The organism is Paenilisteria rustica (assembly GCF_013820765.1).
Taxonomy (GTDB): domain Bacteria; phylum Bacillota; class Bacilli; order Lactobacillales; family Listeriaceae; genus Listeria_A; species Listeria_A rustica.
In genome coordinates this window covers 57769-78752 of record NZ_JABJVM010000008.1, presented here as the reverse complement: position 1 = coordinate 78752, position 20984 = coordinate 57769, and the positions used below count along the sequence as shown (strand labels likewise).

22 protein-coding genes are annotated in these 20984 nt (G+C 40.3%); 21 read left to right on the top strand and 1 reads right to left on the bottom strand.

Annotated elements, in window-relative coordinates; translation table 11 throughout:
- Window positions 1-3 precede the first annotated feature (3 nt).
- From HPK16_RS09230 to HPK16_RS09195, 8 genes are read left to right on the top strand one after another with little or no spacing between them, the layout of a single operon-like run.
- Window positions 4-2100: a hypothetical protein gene (locus HPK16_RS09230; protein WP_181676684.1), complete on the top strand. Its 2097-nt coding sequence runs from the start codon at window positions 4-6 to the stop codon at window positions 2098-2100.
- A gap of 45 nt (window positions 2101-2145) precedes the next feature.
- Window positions 2146-2367 carry a hypothetical protein gene (locus HPK16_RS09225; protein ID WP_181676683.1) on the top strand — a complete coding sequence of 74 codons (222 nt, stop codon included), beginning with the start codon at window positions 2146-2148 and terminating at the stop codon, window positions 2365-2367.
- A 2-nt stretch (window positions 2368-2369) separates the two neighbouring features.
- Window positions 2370-2780 (top strand): hypothetical protein, encoded by a 411-nt coding sequence (locus HPK16_RS09220; RefSeq protein ID WP_181676682.1) that lies wholly within the window; start codon window positions 2370-2372, stop codon window positions 2778-2780.
- 20 nt (window positions 2781-2800) lie between these two features.
- Window positions 2801-3085: a phage holin gene (locus HPK16_RS09215; RefSeq protein ID WP_220132303.1), complete on the top strand. Its 285-nt coding sequence runs from the start codon at window positions 2801-2803 to the stop codon at window positions 3083-3085.
- Window positions 3085-3315, top strand: a complete 231-nt coding sequence (locus tag HPK16_RS09210) for a hypothetical protein (protein ID WP_181676681.1) — start codon at window positions 3085-3087, stop codon at window positions 3313-3315. Before HPK16_RS09215 ends, HPK16_RS09210 begins: the two co-directional genes overlap by 1 nt.
- 1 nt (window position 3316) lies before the next feature.
- Window positions 3317-4258 carry a peptidoglycan recognition protein family protein gene (locus HPK16_RS09205; RefSeq protein WP_246369371.1) on the top strand — a complete coding sequence of 314 codons (942 nt, stop codon included), beginning with the start codon at window positions 3317-3319 and terminating at the stop codon, window positions 4256-4258.
- Between the two features lie 23 nt (window positions 4259-4281).
- Window positions 4282-4476 carry a LysM peptidoglycan-binding domain-containing protein gene (locus tag HPK16_RS09200; protein ID WP_181676680.1) on the top strand — a complete coding sequence of 65 codons (195 nt, stop codon included), beginning with the start codon at window positions 4282-4284 and terminating at the stop codon, window positions 4474-4476.
- Between the two features lie 23 nt (window positions 4477-4499).
- Window positions 4500-5012, top strand: a complete 513-nt coding sequence (locus HPK16_RS09195; RefSeq protein ID WP_181676679.1) for an SH3 domain-containing protein — start codon at window positions 4500-4502, stop codon at window positions 5010-5012.
- Window positions 5013-5054: 42 nt separating this feature from the next.
- Here HPK16_RS09195 and HPK16_RS09190 read toward each other — a convergent pair whose 3' ends face one another.
- Window positions 5055-5339: a hypothetical protein gene (locus HPK16_RS09190; protein WP_181676678.1), complete on the bottom strand. Its 285-nt coding sequence runs from the start codon at window positions 5337-5339 to the stop codon at window positions 5055-5057.
- A gap of 436 nt (window positions 5340-5775) precedes the next feature.
- On the opposite strand from HPK16_RS09190, the gene HPK16_RS09185 reads away from it, so the two are divergent.
- The 13 genes from HPK16_RS09185 (at window position 5776) to hslU (ending at window position 20966) form a co-directional block, all read left to right on the top strand.
- Window positions 5776-6729 carry a hypothetical protein gene (locus HPK16_RS09185; protein WP_181676677.1) on the top strand — a complete coding sequence of 318 codons (954 nt, stop codon included), beginning with the start codon at window positions 5776-5778 and terminating at the stop codon, window positions 6727-6729.
- Window positions 6730-6847: 118 nt separating this feature from the next.
- Window positions 6848-8143: a trigger factor gene (gene tig, locus HPK16_RS09180; protein ID WP_181676676.1), complete on the top strand. Its 1296-nt coding sequence runs from the start codon at window positions 6848-6850 to the stop codon at window positions 8141-8143.
- Window positions 8144-8577: 434 nt separating this feature from the next.
- Window positions 8578-9837 carry an ATP-dependent protease ATP-binding subunit ClpX gene (clpX, locus tag HPK16_RS09175; RefSeq protein WP_036077100.1) on the top strand — a complete coding sequence of 420 codons (1260 nt, stop codon included), beginning with the start codon at window positions 8578-8580 and terminating at the stop codon, window positions 9835-9837.
- Window positions 9838-10041: 204 nt separating this feature from the next.
- Entirely contained in the window at window positions 10042-10641 is a 600-nt protein-coding gene (gene lepB, locus HPK16_RS09170; protein ID WP_181676675.1) for a signal peptidase I, read from the top strand.
- Window positions 10642-10891: 250 nt separating this feature from the next.
- Window positions 10892-11431 (top strand): type I signal peptidase SipZ, encoded by a 540-nt coding sequence (gene sipZ / locus HPK16_RS09165; RefSeq protein ID WP_181676674.1) that lies wholly within the window; start codon window positions 10892-10894, stop codon window positions 11429-11431.
- A 12-nt stretch (window positions 11432-11443) separates the two neighbouring features.
- On the top strand, window positions 11444-12337 hold the full coding sequence (ylqF, locus tag HPK16_RS09160) for a ribosome biogenesis GTPase YlqF (protein WP_181676673.1): 894 nt from the start codon (window positions 11444-11446) through the stop codon (window positions 12335-12337).
- A complete protein-coding gene (locus HPK16_RS09155; RefSeq protein ID WP_181676672.1) occupies window positions 12312-13091 on the top strand; it encodes a ribonuclease HII in 780 nt (259 codons plus the stop codon). The genes ylqF and HPK16_RS09155 overlap by 26 nt, the downstream gene beginning before the upstream one ends.
- A 150-nt stretch (window positions 13092-13241) precedes the next feature.
- On the top strand, window positions 13242-14102 hold the full coding sequence (dprA, locus tag HPK16_RS09150; protein WP_181676671.1) for a DNA-processing protein DprA: 861 nt from the start codon (window positions 13242-13244) through the stop codon (window positions 14100-14102).
- A 282-nt stretch (window positions 14103-14384) separates the two neighbouring features.
- Window positions 14385-16463 (top strand): type I DNA topoisomerase, encoded by a 2079-nt coding sequence (gene topA / locus HPK16_RS09145; RefSeq protein WP_181676670.1) that lies wholly within the window; start codon window positions 14385-14387, stop codon window positions 16461-16463.
- Window positions 16464-16542: 79 nt separating this feature from the next.
- Window positions 16543-17847 (top strand): FADH(2)-oxidizing methylenetetrahydrofolate--tRNA-(uracil(54)-C(5))-methyltransferase TrmFO, encoded by a 1305-nt coding sequence (trmFO, locus tag HPK16_RS09140; protein WP_181676669.1) that lies wholly within the window; start codon window positions 16543-16545, stop codon window positions 17845-17847.
- 253 nt (window positions 17848-18100) lie between these two features.
- A complete protein-coding gene (gene xerC / locus HPK16_RS09135; protein ID WP_246369370.1) occupies window positions 18101-19003 on the top strand; it encodes a tyrosine recombinase XerC in 903 nt (300 codons plus the stop codon).
- Window positions 19004-19030: 27 nt separating this feature from the next.
- Complete coding sequence (gene hslV / locus HPK16_RS09130) at window positions 19031-19558, top strand: HslVU peptidase proteolytic subunit (protein ID WP_036093845.1); 528 nt, start codon at window positions 19031-19033, stop codon at window positions 19556-19558.
- 13 nt (window positions 19559-19571) lie between these two features.
- The gene (gene hslU, locus HPK16_RS09125) at window positions 19572-20966 is read left to right on the top strand and encodes an ATP-dependent protease ATPase subunit HslU (RefSeq protein ID WP_181676667.1); all 1395 of its coding nucleotides are present in this window, start codon (window positions 19572-19574) and stop codon (window positions 20964-20966) included.
- The last annotated feature ends 18 nt before the right edge of the window (window positions 20967-20984 follow it).

Genomic DNA, 20984 nt, shown 5'->3' with positions numbered 1-20984 from the left:
AAAATGGCGATATTCAAACAAGGGTTACCTGAATGGCAAAAGGCAGGAACCAAGCCGCCTAGCGGTATGATTACAGGTGGATGGGTATCAAGTCAAAAACCGCCCGCAGATTACTTTAACTGGTTTTTCAACACTACTTATATGGCTTTGAAAGAACTACAAGAGGTAGCAGATAGAGAGTTTATTAAGCGAGATGGAACCGTATCTATGACAAGTGCATTGAAAGTCAAATTAGCAAGTAATTCAGGTAGTGTTCTAATAATAAACGAAGGAAGTATTTCACATGGCTTTGCTACGGCGATAACTGCAGCAGGATATATTGCGATGGCGCCGACAGGAGCGGATGGCAACCCTGACTGGACCAAGCAACTTACTTTAAACAGGTTGGGGAATTTAGATGTACAGGGACTCACTATAAAAGGTGAGCAAATTGCATTAGCAAAAGATTATCTGTCTCTCACGGGAGGTGAAATGATAGGACAAATTGCGAGCGCAGCAACAACACCTATCCAAGCGAGACTTCTAAACGGTTTGTATTCATGGAATCGAGGAAAACAACCCTCGGGTACAGTGGTTAAAGTTGAATTAAGGATTACAGGAACTACGGTTTACACACGGTTTCTTGAAATTACGGTAGGTTCAGGCGAGGGGGCTGTTGCTCCAGAAGGTGATTTTTCAATTGATGCGATGGGGATTAATGATGGACTTGTGAAGGGGACGGCACCTATAGGTACTACTCTTCGATATAGCATTAACGGTGTTGCAATGACCTTAGGGACTCCTGTCGCGCAATATTGGTATAGAGTTACTCGTAGCGAAGATGGAAGCAAAGATTATCTGCAATTCGGAGCTCCGCTTGATTTCTCAGGTATCGGCGGAACCATCGGATCAGGAGTGAATTTTATTCAGCCTTATCTTCGATTTAATGGTCGTGACGTTGCAATAAAAGACGAGGTATTACTCTTAGCAGGCGGAGAATTGACTGGAACAGTTCATACTCGCGCGTCAATTGCTTACACTGGGAAAGTGGGCGATATTAAGCACTACATCAATCCGCAAGCAAATGGAACTGTGATAAGGTTTGAACTATTTATTGATGGGGCTTGGAGTAAATCTCTAGACATTACAGTAGGCGATACCGCAATTACAGGAGCGTCTGATTTCTTTTTAAATCCCATGACAAATACAACATCTTATATTACGGGGCTTGGCCCGCTTGAGGCTACAAAAACGAAGGCAACTGTAATATCATCGGGCGCCAATACGATTTCAGGAGCCGCGTTACCGACATATTGGTGGCTTCGAATCTTGCGTAATTTCTATGATACATGTATTCAGGCAGGTAAAAACTTGATATTTTCTGGATATGGGAATACACCACTAGAAAAAGTGGAGTTCAAAACAACATCCCTATTGAGAAACGGAAAAGAGATTGCGATAGTTGACGATGTAACAGCAGTACAATCTTCGTTAACAACTCATACGAATGATGCAATTAAGCATATAACAGCAACCGAACGAACAAATTGGAATGCAAAGGAGACCGTTTCAGGGGCGCAAGAAAAAGCAAATGCTGCAATCGATACTAGCAAATCATATACAGATGCCTCAATAGCTAATCATGCGAACGATGCAGTAAAGCATCTTACGGCGAGCGAGCGGACTGACTGGAATGCTAAAGAAACACCTACTGGCGCACAAGGAAAAGCGAACACGGCAGAAAACAACGCGAAATCTTACACTGATTCTTACTTTTCGAGTAAAACGATAGTATCGAATGTCGCCGTGTATTTAAGCGACACACAGAGCTATACTTGGAATCATACAAATATGAAAAAAGGAATGTATATTGAAGTAGTCAGATACACGGTTGGAACAGGATCGAATGATTACGGGTACCACGAGATTTTTATTTCAAAAGATTTTATTGAGCGTAGGTTAGGAAAAGCATGTTGGTTACCAATGCCGCAAAGCGTCAACGGCGAAAAGAAAGCTGTTAAATTCACATTAAGCGGAGGTACTGGAACCATAACAGGCTACGCGAGTAATGCTTCGTCCCCAGATTCTAGTTGGGCAGTTTCAAATATAAGATATGAATAAACGCCAGTTAGGCGTATTTTTTATGGAAAGAAAGAAGGTGACGGGATGCCTAAAAATATGTTGGAACCAGTACCACGATGGGAATTTGAGGCGTTGGAAAAAGAAGTGGAACGTCTGAGTCTAGCTCTAAATGAGTCGGATAAAAAAGTCGAGGATTTTGTCAAGGAGCGCGATAAAGACAGGAAAATGAGCTTAAACGTGATTATAGGCGCACTAGCATCCCTGGTGGTAGGAATCTTTACTTTCTTAATTACGAGGGGGTTTTGAAAATGCCATTTAAAAAGACAGTTGAATTTAAAGGGATTGCCGTAATTGAAAGTGGGGTCACGGTTTTTGGCGCTTATGAAACGGTGGCATTATTGTATAACCCTTATTTATTTGATGACAAAGCATCGACTGCCTATGGGATTTTAGCACATTTCATACCTGAATATGCATGGGCGTTTATCTTCTTTGCTATGACAGTTTTAGTGGGGGTAGGAACATTGATTCAGGCGAAGTTGCAAATTCGATTAGGGCTGTTCATGCGGATGTTAGGGTTGCTTATGGCAGCCATTATTTCGGCGTTTTTTGCGGCAATTTTCTTAGTCGATTTCCCAAGCGTATTGCCTGGAGTCATCATTGGATTCGCAACAATTGTCATCATGGGCTTAATACAAACGATTATCAAAAGGTTCTAAAGTTGAAAGGCGGTGATGAAATGATAAAAATTAATTGGAAAGTCCGATTCAAAAATTGGCGCACGTGGGTGTTGTTTTGTATTACAGGTGTCACGATTGTATGGACAGCTGGTGGATTTGAATTGTCTGATTTAGATAGTTGGAACCTTTTAGGGCAAGCTTTTATGGAGTTCTTAAGCAAACCAGCTGCGATAATTGCTGTTTTTACGGCTCTGATTGCAACGTATGTGGACCCGACGACAGCTAGCTGGGGTGATAGTCAAAGAGCTATGCAATATACAGAACCGAGAAAGGATGATAAATGATGTTTAGAATTGATGAAAAAGTTGCCATTGTTGATGTAAATAAGGTAAAAGGTGATCCGTTTTTAGAGGATAACGCAAAGAATATTTTAGAAGCGAATAACTACGAAGGATATGTAACAAAGAACTTTGACCAGGATGGCGAACCTCTAACGGCGGTAACTTTCTACACAAACGAAAATAGATTAACTCAAGTATTCAAGCAAGATGAGATTAAGAAAGTAGGTGAGTAATATGGCGTTGGCCGCGATAAATGGAGTACCATTTGAACAAAATTTAGTGAGTCCTACGAAACATTATTTAAAATGTCCTAATGTGATGGTGGCTAAAAAACTGACTATACACAACACATACAATAAAGCAAAGGCAAAAAATGAAACAGATTACTGTAAAAATAACGACAATCAAGTCAGTTTCCATGCAGCGATTGATGATAATGGAGCAAGTCAAGTTGTGCCGTTTAACAGGAATGCGTGGCATTGTGGCGATGGTGGCAATGGATACGGGAACAGGAACACGATCGGTCTTGAGATTTGTTACAGCACCGGTAATGCTGTTCAGTATCTAAAAGCGGAACAAAATGCAATCAAATTTGCCGCGGGCCTATGTGTGCAACAAGGTATTGTAGCAACCAAAGACACGATTAAGAAACATGAGGATTGGAGCGGTAAACATTGTCCTCACCGTATTCTAGACGAAAAGCGTTGGCCTGCAGTTCAACAAGCAATCATCAACGAATATGCACGTATTATAAAAGCACCAGAGCCAAAACCGAAGGGCAAGAAAACGGTTTATGCAAAACGCAATCTATACTTGTTGCCAACAGGGAATTGGGGAGCTGAATCAACAAAAACTATCCATGAAGGCTACGCCGCTGTATTGAATTTTGACGTTACAAGTAACGGATTCGTACAGGTAGAGTTCCAGGGTAAAAAGTATTTCTATTCAGGAGCGGTCGATCCGTATTGGTATACCGCAAATCCTAACGTTCGGTATAAAGCGCTCAAAGATGTTCTAACGCGCGCTGAAAACAAGTGGGGCGGAGCCGCTTCTTTTCGCATGAAAAAAGGCGAGGAAATTAATGTAGTCGCCATTGTTGGGAACTGGCTTAAATGCTCTAAATCAGGTGTTATCGGCTATCTTCCGAATGATGGACAGCACTTAATCAAAAAATAGATTTACTAATGGAGGGCGAAAAAATGGCAGAGAAAGCGAAGAAAAAAGAAGATGAACAGGTAGTAGCAGCAACAGAAATTAAGCACACAGTTAGAGCAGGGGAGAAGTTAAGCAAAATCGCGACGGATAACAACGTCACGATCGGTCACTTAATCGCTCTAAATGAGCTGTCAACAATGGTTCTTGAAGAGGACCAAGTAGTATATATCCAAAAATAAAAAATGAAAAGGGAGTTTATGAAATGAAAAAAATTATGGTAGTTTTGTTAGCAAGTGTACTATTTTTTGCGGTTCCAGCAACAACGCAGGCGGCAGTTCTGAAGGAAGTTGTAACGCAGAAGCAGAATGTCTATAGCAAGCAAAATGGGCAAGGCTCGATTATAGGCTACATTTACCGGGGGTCAGTCATCAAGTATGATAGTGTCAGCAAACGAACAATTTATCGAAATGTGAATGGGTACCTGAACACAGGGTACTACCTCGCGCCTGCCATCACAGGGGCATGGTGCGCAGCTGTTGTTTCTGCGGACGCATTAAACTTACGCGCACAGCCTACCGCTTCGGCTAAGATTATTACGACTCTGGCGGGTAATGAGGTCATTCGTGTGAATACAGGTAACATGCAAAATGGCTGGTACCCAATTGCATATAATCGCGCAGGAAACTGGCAATGGCAAGGCTGGGTGAACGCCAAATACGTTGTTCGAGTTGACGGATTTAGTTACGATTCGTTAGCCCAATTCTCAAATTTGTGACATAAAAAAAGCCCACGCTCTTAATCGAGTGTGGGCTTTTTATTATGCATTAAAATCCATTGTTGTGAATACAATAAAAGTACTTTCGATTGCTAAGTCGTCTAATATTGTGTTTCCATTGGCATCGTTAATTCTACTTTTCCCATGTTGGATATGCCCAATCCCCCAGTTTACAGTATTCTTTCCGACTTTAATCCAGCTATTTGAGTGGAAAAATAACGGATAGTTGTCTATGTATGCTTGTGCAGCGTGTATTTCATTGGCTGCCTCCATGTCTTGGCTATCTTCGATGTCTTTGCTTTTTCTTATGATTAAGTAATATGGCATAGTGTCCCCCTAATAGTTTCTCTGCTTATTATATTTCATTTTTTCGTTTTATGCTATACTATATTTATCTCATCCCGAAAGCATCTGCTGACAATGAGACAAAAAACACTCATCGTGTGCTGATGAGTGTTTTTTTCTGTGTATTTGATAAGTATAGTAGCGGTTACTCGAATTTAGAGAAAGGGATGGTACGATTAACGGCAGAAAAGGCAGCGGTGTTAGCAGAAATTTTGCGTTGCAAACAAGAAGATTTTTTTAAATAAATCCCTTCAAAACGTGACGATTTGTCACGTTTTTTGTATGTCAATAGAAATAAAACAAAAAAAGAATATCAACTAGACGTGAAATCGTGTAAAATGGAATCAAATGGAGGCGTGCGAATTCCAGGTTGTGCGCCACTAAAAATGGACTTATTTTTGTGAGGAGTTTTTTAACGATGAAGGGATCAGATATTATTTTTCCTACTATTGTAGAGATGTTTTTAAAAGATGGCATCAAGATTCTCGGGGAAGAAGAGGAATATGTGGTACAGAAATTTTTAGAGCAAGCGTATGTGGAGCAACCGTGTAATGAAGCTGTTGTCTACGCGTTAATTAAATTGTATAATGCGAAACAGGCGTTTGAAGATGCAAGGGAAGTTGGGCAAGCCTTTTTAATGATGGATGGTTATAACAAGGAAATACTAGGTGAGCTATCGGCGACATTCTTATCATTGAACGAGATGGATACGTATTTTAGTTTGGTTAAGCAACATTTGGATAAAGAATCGCAATTGGACGATTTAGAAACGAGTGGCGTTGAGGAAGCGAGTAATGTCATTCCGTTTCCAAAGAAAATTAAACCTAGACGGAGCATCGCGAATTTTTTAGAGTGGGGCACAGCGGAGCAATTGGAATTTTTACAGCAGGCTAGATTTCATGATGTTGAGCCATACCTTGAGCCATTTGCGGCATTCTTAGAAGATGCGACGACCTCTCCATTCGTGAAATCAATGATATTTGAGCTTTTACAAGAAAAAAAGGTAGATGCTGCTTTCTTGGTGAAGAAGGTGGGTATGGAGGAACAGGTGAATCCTAGTAAGATCCCGCTTTTAACTAGCGATCCGTTCATTGAGGAACTGATAGAAAGTTTAACAAGGCGGTGGGAGCATAAAAATCCAAGCTTTTTGGAACAACTACTAGTCATTGTGCAGCAACACCTTTTCATTATGTATCCATTCCGATTTCCGTCCGAACATATCGACCTATGGAGTGAGGCATACAGCAAGTGGTTGTCACAAATGTATGGAGAAATCTGGCGAGATAATGCTGAAATAAATCACGAAGAACTAATGGAAGCAACCCAGTTTATCGAGAGAATGGAACAGGTACAGCAAAATTATCTGCTTTAACCAGAGGATTGTTGTTTTCAAGTAGATAAGTTTTATGTTATTATGTATGAGTGCGACTGAAATCAGTATTGAGGAATCAAGACTAATAACCAGTAAATAGATGTATGGAGGGAATACCATGTCAGTAAAATGGGAAAAAAAAGAAGGTAATGTTGGTACATTAACTTTCGAAATTAATCAAGAACAAATCAAAACAGGAATGGATAAAGCATTCCAAAAAGTTCGTAAAAATCTAAACGTACCGGGTTTCCGTAAAGGGAAAGTGCCGCGTCAAATCTTTAACCAACGTTTTGGTGAAGAAGCCCTGTATCAAGACGCATTAGATATCATGTTGCCAGAAGTTTACGCAGCTGCTATTGAAGAGTCTGGAATTGATCCAGTGGATAACCCACAAATCAATGTAGAATCAATGGAAAAAGACGCAGTATGGGTACTAACAGCAGAAGTAACTGTGAAACCTGAAGTGAAACTTGGCGACTATAAAGGCGTTGAAGTAGAAGCGCGTGATGCGAAATTAACAGACGAAGAAGTGGATGCTGAACTTAAGAGCATGCAAGAACGTCAAGCCGAATTAGTTGTTCGTGAAGATGCTCCAGCTGAGGATGGCGATACAGTTATTCTTGATTTTGAAGGATTTAAAGACGGTGTTGCTTTTGAAGGCGGCCAAGCAGACAATCATTCATTAGAGCTTGGTTCAGGTTCATTCATTCCAGGTTTTGAAGAACAAGTGGTTGGTTTGAAAGCTGGCGAAGAAAAAGATATCGAATTAACATTCCCAGAAGAATACCACGCAGAAGACCTTGCTGGTCAAGCTGTTGTATTCAAAATCAAAGTACACGAAGTTAAAACAAAAGAAGTTCCAGAACTTGATGATGAGCTTGCAAAAGACATCGACGAAGAAGTGGAAACTCTTGCTGAATTAAAAGAAAAAGTAACAAAACGTTTACAAGAAGCAAAAGAAGATAGCGTTGTACAAGCGAAACAAAATGATGCGATTGCAAAAGCGGTAGAAAATGCAGAAGTGGAAATTCCACATGCAATGGTTCACCACGAAGCAGATCACATGATGAACCATTTTGCGCAAGATTTACAAGCACAAGGATTAACTCCTGAGCTTTACTATCAATTCACTGGTCAAACAGAAGAAGCGATGCACGCGCAAATGGAAACAGACGCTGAAAAACGCGTAAAAACAAACCTAGTTCTTGAAGCAATTGCTGAAGCTGAGGGCATTACGCCAACAGAAGCAGACATTGACGAAGAAGTAAAAACACTTGCTGACAAATACAGCATGGAAGTAGACGCAGTTCGTGCGGCATTAGGCGATATGAACGAATTGAAATCTGATCTTAAAATCCGTAAAGCAATTGATCTTTTAGTAGAAAACGCTAAAGAAGTTAAAGCAGCGGAATAATTTTTAGGAAATAAGACAATTCACTAGTATGTTTAGGAGAGGGCATGAGTTTATAACTTGTGCCCTCTGTTTATGTTGCGACTCTTATGAAGCTCACTTGCTGAATTAGAGTCGCAATATGAGTGCGAGCAAAGCGAGCATTCGTTCCATTAAGTTGTTCGAGCGTTGTTTTTACGGCAAATAAGGATCAGAAACTTGATATGAATTCCTGTTCGGACGAATCGGGTGTTACGTTTTGCGCCTTCGGATCTAGCCATGTTGTGGTTCTTATGGAGCATTAGAACCACAACATGCATAAGAACGAAGAAAATATGCACTCCGCTTAATGTTTCTTAATAGCATTTCTCACAAACTAGTGATATGATAAACAGACATAAGCTTGTTTTATAAGGCATTACGCTTATGAAAACACTTAATTAGAAGGGGTGAAAACCTTGTTCAAATTTAATGACGAAAAGGGAACGTTGAAATGTTCTTTTTGTGGCAAAACACAAGACCAAGTGCGCAAATTAGTTGCAGGACCTGGCGTGTATATTTGTGACGAGTGCATCGAATTATGTAACGAAATTATTGAAGAAGAGCTAAATGTGTCTGAATTTGTAGACTTTGGCGATGTGCCGAAACCTCAAGAAATTCGCCGCATTTTAAGTGATTATGTTATTGGTCAAGACCGTGCGAAAAAAGCATTGGCTGTGGCGGTTTATAATCACTATAAGCGTATTAATTCTAACGAAAAAGCAGACGATGCGGTGGAATTATCTAAGAGTAATATCTGCTTAATCGGACCAACTGGTAGTGGTAAAACATTGCTAGCACAAACGCTTGCCCGACTGTTGAACGTGCCATTTGCTATTGCAGATGCTACGAGTTTAACAGAAGCTGGGTATGTCGGTGAAGATGTAGAAAATATTCTCCTGAAACTACTTCAAGCGGCAGATTTTGATGTAGAACGTGCTGAAAAAGGGATTATCTACATTGATGAAATCGACAAAGTAGCGCGTAAATCAGAGAACCCGTCGATTACCCGTGACGTTTCTGGTGAAGGCGTGCAACAAGCCTTGCTGAAAATCTTAGAAGGAACGGTTGCAAGTGTTCCTCCACAAGGCGGACGTAAGCATCCACATCAAGAATTCATCCAAATCGATACAGGGAATATCTTGTTTATCGTCGGTGGTGCTTTTGATGGCGTGGAACAGATCGTTAAGAATCGTCTTGGTGAAAAAGTCATCGGATTTGGAACGGAAAATGAGCAATTAAAAGAAGATGAAACGTATCTTTCAAAAGTTGTTCCCGAAGATTTATTGAAATTCGGTCTGATTCCTGAGTTTATCGGACGTTTGCCAGTTATTGCAACACTTGAGCAATTGGACGAAGAGACACTGATCTCGATTTTAACCGAGCCAAAAAATGCCCTTGTGAAGCAGTACCAAAAAATGTTAGAGCTTGATGATGTAGAACTTGAGTTTACAGCTGAAGCTTTATCAGAGATTTCTAAAGAAGCGATTGCTCGTAAAACTGGAGCACGTGGTCTGCGCTCGATTATTGAGCATATTATGCTGGAAGTTATGTTTGAGATTCCTTCCCGTGATGATATTAAGAAATGTATCATTACGAAAGAAGCCGTTACTGGTGAAGCCGAGCCTCAATTACAATTAGAGGATGGCTCTATTATCCCAATTAAAACATCAGCGTGATAGAATGAAAAACGCTAAATCCAACATGTGGATTTTAGCGTTTTTCTTTTTGGGAATTGGGTAAATAGTAGTTAGGAAAGAGATTATATATTAGAAATGGATTAGAATTACTCTAGCACAGTATATTTTGCTGTTTTTTTAAAAGCGTTTCATGCTATACTTTAACTTGTGTTTAGTAGTAATTGTAGAGAGGAACTAGAGGATATGGATAGTGAGACTAATGAGACTAAAAAAACTGGTCGTGGCAAGGGGAAGGCGATATGGGGATGGGTTCAAGTAATTCTTATAGCCGTCATACTTTCCATGGCGCTCCGCTATTTTGTGATTTCACCGGTTACAGTTTTTGGGGATTCGATGTACCCAACATTGCATGATGGAGAGCATTTATTTATTAATAAAGTAACAGGCCCAGATCGATTTGATATTATCGTATTCCCTGCACCTGATGAAAAGGATACGGAGTACATCAAACGTGTGATTGGATTGCCTGGAGATACGGTAGAATATAAGCAAGATCAACTGTATATCAATGGCAAAAAATATGACGAGCCATACTTAGATGAAGAAAAGAAAGATTTATCAAATGGTTATTTAACGACGCTAAATGATGGCGCGCAAGGTAATCCTAACTTCTCCTTGGCAACAATTCCAGCGTGTGGAGGAGCTACGAAGGTACCAGAAGGCAAATTATTCGTGTTAGGAGATAATCGCCCTATAAGTAAAGATAGTCGCTATATTGGCTTTATTGACGAGGATAAAGTACTCGGAAAAGTTATTTCATTCGGTAAGTCGTTGCAAAAATAAGGAATTAAGCAGATTATCCTGAATTCTATTTTTGGGGTAAGGCGTTAATTTTGCTTTAAACAAATCGAGCGAAAGCGTTTGTGTTCAGGGAAGTTCACTAGCCTCCCCGAACACAAACGCTTTTCGCCGATTTATTTGGGTTATCGACCAAACCAAAGCTTTTTTTGTGTTATTAGTGTATACTTAGAACTATAAAAAATAAAATCAAAAGGGTGATAAGTCTAGCAAGTGATTTAGGGGAGATGGCATTTTGAACGAAAAGAATTTAAAATTATTATGGAGCTGGACTTGGGCGATTGTACTGGGCCTATTTTTAACGATACTTATCCGTTTTTACTTTTTTGTGCCTGTAATGGTAGATGGATCTTCAATGATGCCGACGTTGCATGACGGAGATCGTGTCATTATTAACCGCTTTGGAAATGTGGATCGCTTTGATGTGGTTATTTTTAAAGATGAAGGTAGAGAGTATGTGAAACGTGTGATAGGTGTGCCGGGTGATAAGATAGTATATAAGAATGATGAACTATTTATCAATGGTAAAAAGCAGGACGAGCCTTATCTAGATGATTATAAAAAGCAGTTAGGAAATGCATTATTAACAGATGATTTTAGCACAGCAGACATGATTTCAGGAGGCGTTGTGCCAAAAGGAACGGTGTTTGTGTTAGGAGATAATCGACGTGCCAGTAAGGATAGCCGCATTATGGGACCAATTCCAGAGTCGAAAATACTTGGGACGACCCCGATTTGCTATTGGCCGCTAGAGCACGCGAAGTTTATTAGATAAAAGGAGTTTATTATGACAATACAATGGTTTCCGGGTCATATGGCAAAAGCCCGTCGTGAAGTAACAGAGAAATTGAAGTTGGTGGATGTGATTTTTGAGTTGGTGGACGCAAGAATTCCTTATTCTTCTTCTAATCCGATGCTAGAGGAGATTATTCACCAGAAAAGACGCGTGATTATTTTAAATAAAGCAGATACAGCTGATGAAAAAGTGACGCAGGAATGGATTGATCATTTCGCAGAGCGTGGATTACCGGCAGTTGCTGTGAACGCACAAGAAGGAAAAGGAATGCACAAAATCGAGCGGGCGGCCGAAGCATTGATGGCGGAGAAATTTGAGCGTCAGCGTAGTCGTGGCATGAAACCGAGAGCGATTCGGGCGATGATTTTGGGGATTCCAAACGTTGGGAAATCGACATTGATTAATCGGCTTGTGAAGAAAAATATTGCTAAAACGGGGAATAAACCGGGTGTCACGAAAGCGCAACAATGGATTAAGGTTGGGAAAACATTGGAATTACTGGATACTCCAGGGATTTTATGGCCGAAATTTGAAGATCAGCGGGTTGGTTATAAGTTGGCTTTGACGGGTGCAATCAAAGATGATTTACTACATATGGAAGATATCGCTGGGTTTGGGTTGCGTTTTTTAGAGGAAAATTATCCGGAGAAATTGCATCAATGGCTGCAAATCGAGTCTTTACCAGAGGAAACAACGGAAGTTTTGGCGATGATAGCAGAACGACGAGGTATTTATGATCGATATCGTGATCCTGACTATTCGCGGGCGGCTGAGTTGTTAGTGAGAGAGATGCGTCAAGAGAAAATGGGGCGAGTTTCCTTTGATTTTCCAAGCGATTTGGTAGTGGAGGACGATGAAAATGGCAGAGAAGCTAGCGATAATTAAAGAACGACTACAGTTGGTGACTTCTGAAACGGATCCTTTTTTCCAAGAATGCCTTTTGGATGAGCGTAAGGGCGTTGCCAAATTAGTCGTTTCGTTTCGGCGTGAACAAGCGAAAAAAGAGGCGCTTCTTGCTCAATTAGAGGCGATGAAATACTATGAAAATGAAGCCAGAGCGAAGGGCTTTCAGGTGATTGCTGGAATCGATGAGGTTGGGCGCGGACCGCTTGCTGGACCGGTCGTTGCCGCAGCCGTAGTGTTGCCAGCTGATTTTGATGTCGTTGGTGTCAATGATTCGAAACAGCTAAATGAGGCGAAACGCGACCAATTATATGACGCGATTTTGGAGAAAGCGCTGGCTGTGGGGATAGGTATTAAATCACATGAAGTAATCGATAACGTCAATATTTATGAAGCCACAAAATTAGCAATGGCTGATGCGATTGATGCGTTGTCTATGGAACCAGATTTTTGTTTGATTGACGCAATGCCTTTGAAACATTGTGAACATGAGTTGTCTCTGATAAAAGGGGATAGTAAAAGTGTGTCAATCGCTGCGGCATCTATTGTTGCAAAAGTGACTCGTGATAGAATGATGGCAACATTTGATGAAGAGTTTCCAGGTTATGGTTTTGCAAAGAATATGGGTTATGGTACGAAAGTGCATCTGGAAGGCCTTGAAAAGCAGGGAGTTTGTCCTATTCATCGATTGACTTTTGCTCCAGTGAAAAATATTTTTTTAGCCTATAAAGGTTAGTTGAAAAAGTAGTAACAACGGTAAAAATTATCTTTTGTAGAAGTTGAGATGATTTTGCTGTTTGAAACTGCTTTTTTGCTGTTTTTGACACAATTTACAAAGTAGGGATGAGGGGATAAGATAGGGGAAACGTAAAGGAGAGAATAACACATGAAAAACTGGCTATTGCACATGAAGTATTGTTCATCGATTTCTGTCAAACAACTAGGAAAGTTATGGCGTGAGTTTCCAGTAGGGCAGTTACGAAAAATGTCTGCAGAAGAAATAGCAACAAGCTTAGAGATGTCAGAAGAACAGCGTGAGCGATTTAAAAATGAATTTTCTCGTTTTCATTTAGCGAATGTATTATTGGAATTGGAACGTTATCAGATTACCCTTGTATCAATTGAGGATGCATGTTACCCAGTATTATTACGCGAATTGTATGATCCACCGTTGCTTTTATTTGCTAAGGGGAATATAGAATTATTAGCGTGGGAGAAATTAGCTGTTGTCGGTACGAGAAAGATGACGGATTACGGAAAGCAAATAATCCATTATCTAGTTGCACCGCTATGTAAGGAGTCATTAACTGTTGTAAGCGGCTTAGCGGTGGGGATAGATGCAGAAGCACACCGTGAGACTATACGAGTTGGTGGAAAAACGATTGCGGTAATCGGAAGTGGATTCTTGCAATTCTACCCGCTTGAAAATAAGCCCCTATTCGAAATGATAATGAAAGATGGGCTTGTATTAAGCGAATATGCACCACATGTTACAGCGCGAAAATGGCATTTTCCAGAAAGAAATCGCATTATTAGCGGCCTATCGTTAGGGACATTAATTGTACAGGCGGAGAAAAGAAGCGGCTCTCTTATTACAGCAGATGCAGCATTGAATCAAAATCGTGAAGTTTTCGCCGTTCCTGGAAGTGCCTTTCAACTTAGCTCTGCTGGTACGAATAAATTAATTCAAGAAGGAGCGAAATTAGTAATGGAAGCTTCTGATATAATGGAAGAATTGCGTCAATAAGGATAAAATTCTACATTTTAAGTGATTAGGCTTGCATTTCTCACGTATTTGATATAAGTTGGCTAAAGAATCATCATTATTCCAAGTTTGTAAAAAAATAAGCTGGGATAAAAATGAATTGACAAATAGCACAACTAAGGATAACATTTACTACTGATTACACGTTTTATTTTTGTAATTAGAGTTGGAGACTATTTAAAATCGGAAGCTGAATGTCAGAAGAATGTTACTGACGCGCTCCGCCGTCTTAAATGCGTATCCCAAATTAGGGAGGAATTAACAATGGCCGATTATTTAGTAATAGTAGAATCACCAGCAAAGGCAAAAACAATTGAGAAATATCTTGGCAAGAAATACAAAGTAAAAGCCTCTATGGGACATCTTCGGGATTTACCGAAAAGTCAAATGGGTGTGGACACAGAGAATAACTTTGAACCGCGCTATATAACGATCCGTGGTAAAGGTCCTATTTTAAAAGAGTTAAAACAAGCAGCAAAAAAAGCGAAAAAAGTTTATCTTGCAGCCGATCCAGATCGCGAGGGTGAAGCAATTGCTTGGCACCTTGCGACAAGTCTTGGTTTAGACCAAACAGATGATCTTCGTGTTGTTTTTAACGAAATAACAAAAGAAGCAGTAAAGGAATCCTTTAAACATCCGCGTAAGATTGATATGGATTTAGTAGATGCGCAGCAAGCTCGCCGTATTCTAGACCGTTTAGTAGGCTATAACATCAGCCCCATTCTATGGAAGAAAGTAAAAAAAGGGCTGAGCGCTGGTCGTGTTCAATCTGTCGCTCTCAAATTAGTTATTGACCGAGAGAATGAAATTAAAGCCTTTATACCAGAAGAATATTGGACAATTGATGGTAATTTCAAAAAAGGAAAAAAAGAATTCCAAGCCAATTTCTATGGTATGGACGGGAAGAAAAAGAAATTATCCACTGTTGAGGATGTCAAAGAAGTGATGTCGACAATTAAAGGAAAGCAGTTTGAAGTTATTGATGTAGTCAAAAAAGAACGCCTGCGTAATCCAGCAGCACCATTTACGACATCATCTTTACAACAAGAGGCTGCGCGTAAGCTTAATTTCAGAACACGTAAAACGATGATGTTAGCGCAACAATTATATGAAGGAATTGCTTTAGGTCGCCAAGGTACGGTTGGTTTGATCACGTATATGCGTACTGATTCCACGCGTATTTCCGATACGGCTATCCAAGAAGCATCCACATTTATTACGGAGACATATGGCAAGGAATTTGGACGTACGCAAAAAAGAACTGATAAAAAAGCAAAAGGTTCTCAGGATGCCCATGAAGCTATCCGGCCAACTAGTGCGATGCGTTCGCCACAAGATGTTAAAGAGTACCTTGGTCGTGATCAGCTACGTTTATATCGCTTGATTTGGGAACGTTTCATAGCTAGTCAAATGGCTCCAGCGGTTTTGGATACGATGCGAGTAGATTTAGATAATAATGGCGTGATGTTCCGTGCCAATGGTTCTAAGATAAAATTTGCAGGGTTTATGAAAGTCTATGTAGAAAGTAACGATGACAATAAAGAAGAAAAAGAAAATATTTTACCAGACTTGAAAAAAGGTGACAAAGTAGAGTCGCAATCATTAGAACAGCGTCAACATTTCACGCAACCACCTCCACGTTTCACGGAAGCCAGACTCGTTAAAACGCTGGAAGAAGTAGGGATCGGTAGACCGTCTACGTATTCGCCTACGCTTGATACGATTCAAAGACGTAACTATGTATCGTTAGATAATAAACGATTTGTGCCAACAGAATTAGGTGAAATCGTGCATGAGCTTATTCGTGACTATTTCCCGGAAATATTAGATGTACAGTTTACGGCTAATATGGAAGCGGAATTGGATGAGGTAGAACATGGTCAGATGCAGTGGGTAAAGGTTATCGACCAGTTTTACCAAGGTTTCGAGAAAAATGTAGAGCGTGCAGATAAGGAAATGGAAAAAATTGAGATTAAGGATGAACCAGCAGGGATTGATTGTGATCTTTGTGGTGCTCCAATGGTCTTTAAAATGGGGAAATACGGCAAGTTTTTAGCTTGTAGTCGATTCCCAGATTGTCGCAATACGAAACCTATTGTGAAAGAAATTGGTGTTATTTGTCCTAAGTGTAATGAGGGGCAAGTGATTGAACGTAAGAGTAAGAAGAAACGGATATTCTATGGTTGTGATCGCTATCCTGCATGTGATTATGTTTCTTGGGATAAACCAATCGCGCGTCCGTGCCCGAAATGTAATGAGAAAGCCCTTGTTGAGAAGAAGCTCAAAAAAGGTGTGCAGATTCAATGTACAAATTGTGATTATAAAGAACAACCGCAACAATAGAATGAGTTATAAAATAGCTAGACACAATAGCAACAAGCGATAATCGCGCGTTGCTATTGTTCTGAATTGGAGGATAAAAATGGAGAAAAAAGTAAATGTAATTGGGGCAGGTTTAGCTGGAAGTGAGGCAGCTTGGCAACTTGCAAAACGTGGAATTAAAGTGGATTTATATGAAATGCGCCCTGTCAAACAAACCCCGGCACATCATACCGACAAATTTGCTGAATTAGTGTGTAGTAATTCGTTACGAGCCAATACGATGACTAATGCTGTAGGCGTTATTAAAGAGGAAATGCGCTTGCTAGATTCTATTATTATTGAAGCGGCTGACCAAGCCTCTGTTCCGGCGGGTGGAGCTCTAGCTGTGGATCGTCATGAATTTTCAAGCTATGTAACGGAGAAGGTGAAAGAACATCCGAATGTGACAGTATATCATGAAGAAATTACGGAGATACCAGATGGTCCGACCATTATTGCAACAGGTCCACTGACGAGTGAGGCTTTGGCTGGGAAAATCAAAGAACTTACTGGTGAAGAGTACCTGTACTTCTATGATGCAGCGGCTCCGATTATTGAGCAAGATAGTATCGATATGGACAAGGTGTATTTGAAATCTAGATATGACAAAGGGGAAGCGGCTTACCTCAATTGTCCGATGACAGAAGAAGAATTCAATGCGTTTCATGAAGCTTTAGTGACGGCGGAAACAGCAGAGCTAAAAGAGTTCGAAAAAGAAATTTTCTTTGAAGGTTGTATGCCAATTGAAGTGATGGCTAAGCGGGGCATTAAAACGATGTTATTTGGGCCGATGAAACCAGTTGGCTTAGAGGATCCTAAGACAGGAAAGCGCCCTTATGCTGTTTTGCAGTTGCGTCAAGATGATGCGGCAGGAACATTGTATAATATGGTTGGCTTCCAAACACATCTGAAATGGGGCGACCAAAAACGCGTATTCCAAATGATTCCTGGTTTAGAGAACGCAGAAATCGTTCGCTACGGTGTGATGCACCGCAATACTTTTATTAATTCGCCAAAAGTCCTATTGCCAACTTATCAGCTAAAAGCCCGTCCTGAACTGTTTTTTGCAGGGCAAATGACTGGTGTTGAGGGTTATGTTGAGTCTGCGGCAAGTGGATTGGCTGCTGGGATAAATGCAGCGCGTCTTGTTTTAGGCGAAGAGTTGGTTGTATTCCCTCAAGAAACGGCGATTGGAAGTATGGCGTATTATATTACGAACACGAATACGAAAACATTTCAACCGATGAATGTAAATTTTGGTTTATTCCCAGCCTTACCTACAAAAATTCGGGGCAAGCAAGAAAGAAATGAACAACATGCAAACCGAGCGATTGAAGCAGTAAAAGAAGTTATTCCGAATTTATAAAAAAATAAGGGGATGTGGCTTCTATAAAAAGAGGCCGCATTGTCTTCTTTTTAATGTTAAAGGGAAAATATTACTGATAGAATCTAAACAAACTAGGTAAGAATGTATTTTACTGAATCGCATTAGAGTACGTTTTATCCTTTAATTTACACTTTCCCGGTTCAATTCGAAAGGTTGCGAAAAATGTATAAAATTATTGCAACATCACACCATGTGTGATACGATGGACTTGTTTGAGAGGTGTATAAATGTGATGACTGGGCGAAATTGGGAGCAGGAGTTTAGTAATTATTTAAGCACCGAGCGCAATTATTCAGAACATACTAATATCAATTATATTCATGATATTCGTGATTTTCATGTATTTATGGTGGAGGAATCGATTAATCATTTTACAGATGTGACGTATATGGATGTTAGGCTATATCTCACGTATTTACGCAAACAGGAATTTGCCCGTACAACTGTAGCTCGGAAAATTTCAAGTTTGCGCAGTTTCTATGCCTTTTTGCTACGAGAAAAAGTTATGAATGAGAATCCGTTTGCCTTTGTTTCGCACGCCAAGAAACAGTTGCGATTACCTAAATTTTTCTATTCAAAGGAAATGGAGGCACTGTTTGATGTTGTTTATGCAAACAATGACCCATTGACTTTGCGAGACCGAGCTTTGCTTGAACTATTGTATGCTACTGGAATTCGTGTAAGTGAGTGCGCGGGAATTCTGTTGCCTGACATTGATCAAATCTATCAAGCCATTTTAATTAGGGGAAAAGGAAACAAGGAGCGGTACGTTCCATTTGGTGCTTTTGCGCTAGACGCTGTGAATGATTATACAAAAGGTGGTCGCGCTATTTTGATGGAACACCACGCGAAGGAACATCAATCGCTATTGATAAATCATCACGGTGATCCGTTGACAGCAAGAGGTATTCGTTATTGTTTGAGCAAAGTAATCGAGAAGGCTTCGCTAACAAGGAAGATTCATCCTCATATGTTGCGGCATACATTTGCGACCGATTTGCTGAATAATGGTGCGGATATGCGAACTGTACAGGAATTGTTAGGTCATGCAAGTCTTTCTTCTACCCAGATTTATACACATGTCACGAAGGAACATTTGAAGGAAACGTATATGAAACATCATCCAAGAGCTTGATTTTTAAGGAATGGAGGCGTATGGAAATTGACAACGATTTTTGCAATTCGTCACAATGGCAAATCTGCTATGGCTGGAGACGGACAAGTAACATTAGGAAATTCGGTCGTGATGAAGCACACGGCTAAGAAAGTAAGACGTCTTTTTCATGATAGAGTGGTTGCGGGGTTTGCTGGTTCTGTTGCGGACGCTTTTACGCTCTTTGAAAAGTTTGAAGGAAAGTTGAATGAATATAATGGCAACTTAGAGCGAGCAGCAGTGGAACTTGCTAAGCAATGGCGCAGTGATAATGTTTTGCGTAAACTAGAAGCGATGTTAATCGTCATGAACGATGAAAAATTATTATTAGTGTCGGGGACTGGTGAAGTTATTGAACCCGATGATGGTATTTTAGCGATTGGTTCTGGCGGTAATTACGCGTTGGCTGCTGGACGAGCGATGAAGCGTTTCGACGGTGATCGGCTAGAGGCGAAAGATATTGCTAGGAATGCGCTAGATATTGCATCGGAAATTTGCGTGTTCACGAATGATAATATTATTGTAGAACAATTGTAAGGAGGGACTCGATTTGTCAACTATTAATTTAACGCCACGCCAAATCGTAGAAAAATTAGACCAGTACATCATTGGGCAAACGGGTGCTAAGAAGTCAGTCGCAGTTGCACTCCGGAATCGCTACCGCCGTTCATTGATGGCAGATGAAATCAGGGATGAAGTTATTCCTAAAAATATTTTGATGATTGGGCCAACAGGTGTCGGAAAAACGGAAATTGCTCGACGCATTGCTAAAATTGTTCGTGCACCATTTTCCAAAGTCGAAGCAACGAAATTTACAGAGGTTGGGTATGTTGGGCGTGATGTAGAGTCCATGGTCCGTGATCTTGTGGAGGTTTCTGTTCGTTTGGTGAAAGAGGAAAAAATGCAAATTGTTCGTGTGAAAGCGGAAGAGAATGCGGAGAAACGTCTTGTGAAATTGCTTGCGCCAAGTAAGAAGAAGCAAAAACAGGCATCACAAAATCCGCTGGAAATGCTTTTTGGTGGTGGAAATCAGCAGGAAGAAGAAGCCGAACCTGAGGATGACTCAGTACGTTCAAAACGTAGTCAAATCGAATGGCAGTTAAAGAGTGGCGACCTTGATAACGATTATGTGACAGTTGAGGTGAAAGAGCAACAAAGTCCAATGGCTGACATGTTCCGTGGTGCTGGAATGGATCAGATGAGCGGTATGCAAGACGCTTTTTCAGGTCTATTTCCGTCAAAAATGAAAAAACGCAAAGTAACCGTAAAAGAAGCACGCAAAATCTTGTTTGAAGATGAGGCCTCGAAGTTAATTGATCAAGATGAGGTTGCTGCAGAAGCGATTTTACGCGCAGAACAAATGGGTATTATTTTCATCGATGAAATTGACAAAATTGCAAGCGGTCAAGGTGGCGGTAATGCGCAAGTATCGCGTGAGGGTGTGCAACGAGATATTTTGCCAATTGTAGAAGGATCGCAAATCGCAACAAAGTACGGCACAATCAATACGGAATATATTCTTTTCATAGCGGCTGGAGCGTTTCATATGTCCAAACCGTCAGATCTTATTCCCGAGTTACAAGGACGTTTCCCAATTAGGATTGAGTTAGATAAATTATCCCAAGAAGATTTCGTGAAAATTTTAACGGAGCCGGATAATGCGCTAATTAAACAATATAAAGCATTACTGAAGACAGAAGATATTGAACTTATTTTTACGAAGGAAGCCGTAGAGCGATTAGCTGAAATCGCCTTTCACGTCAACCAAGAAACGGACAACATTGGAGCCAGAAGATTGCATACGATTCTAGAAAAATTACTAGAAGACTTGCTTTTTGAAGCGCCAGAGATTACACTAGAATCTGTCACGGTAACAGAAAGTTATGTGAACGACAAATTAGCCACAATTATGATGGATAAAGATTTAACGCAATTTATTTTATAAAAATTTTAGGAGGACTAA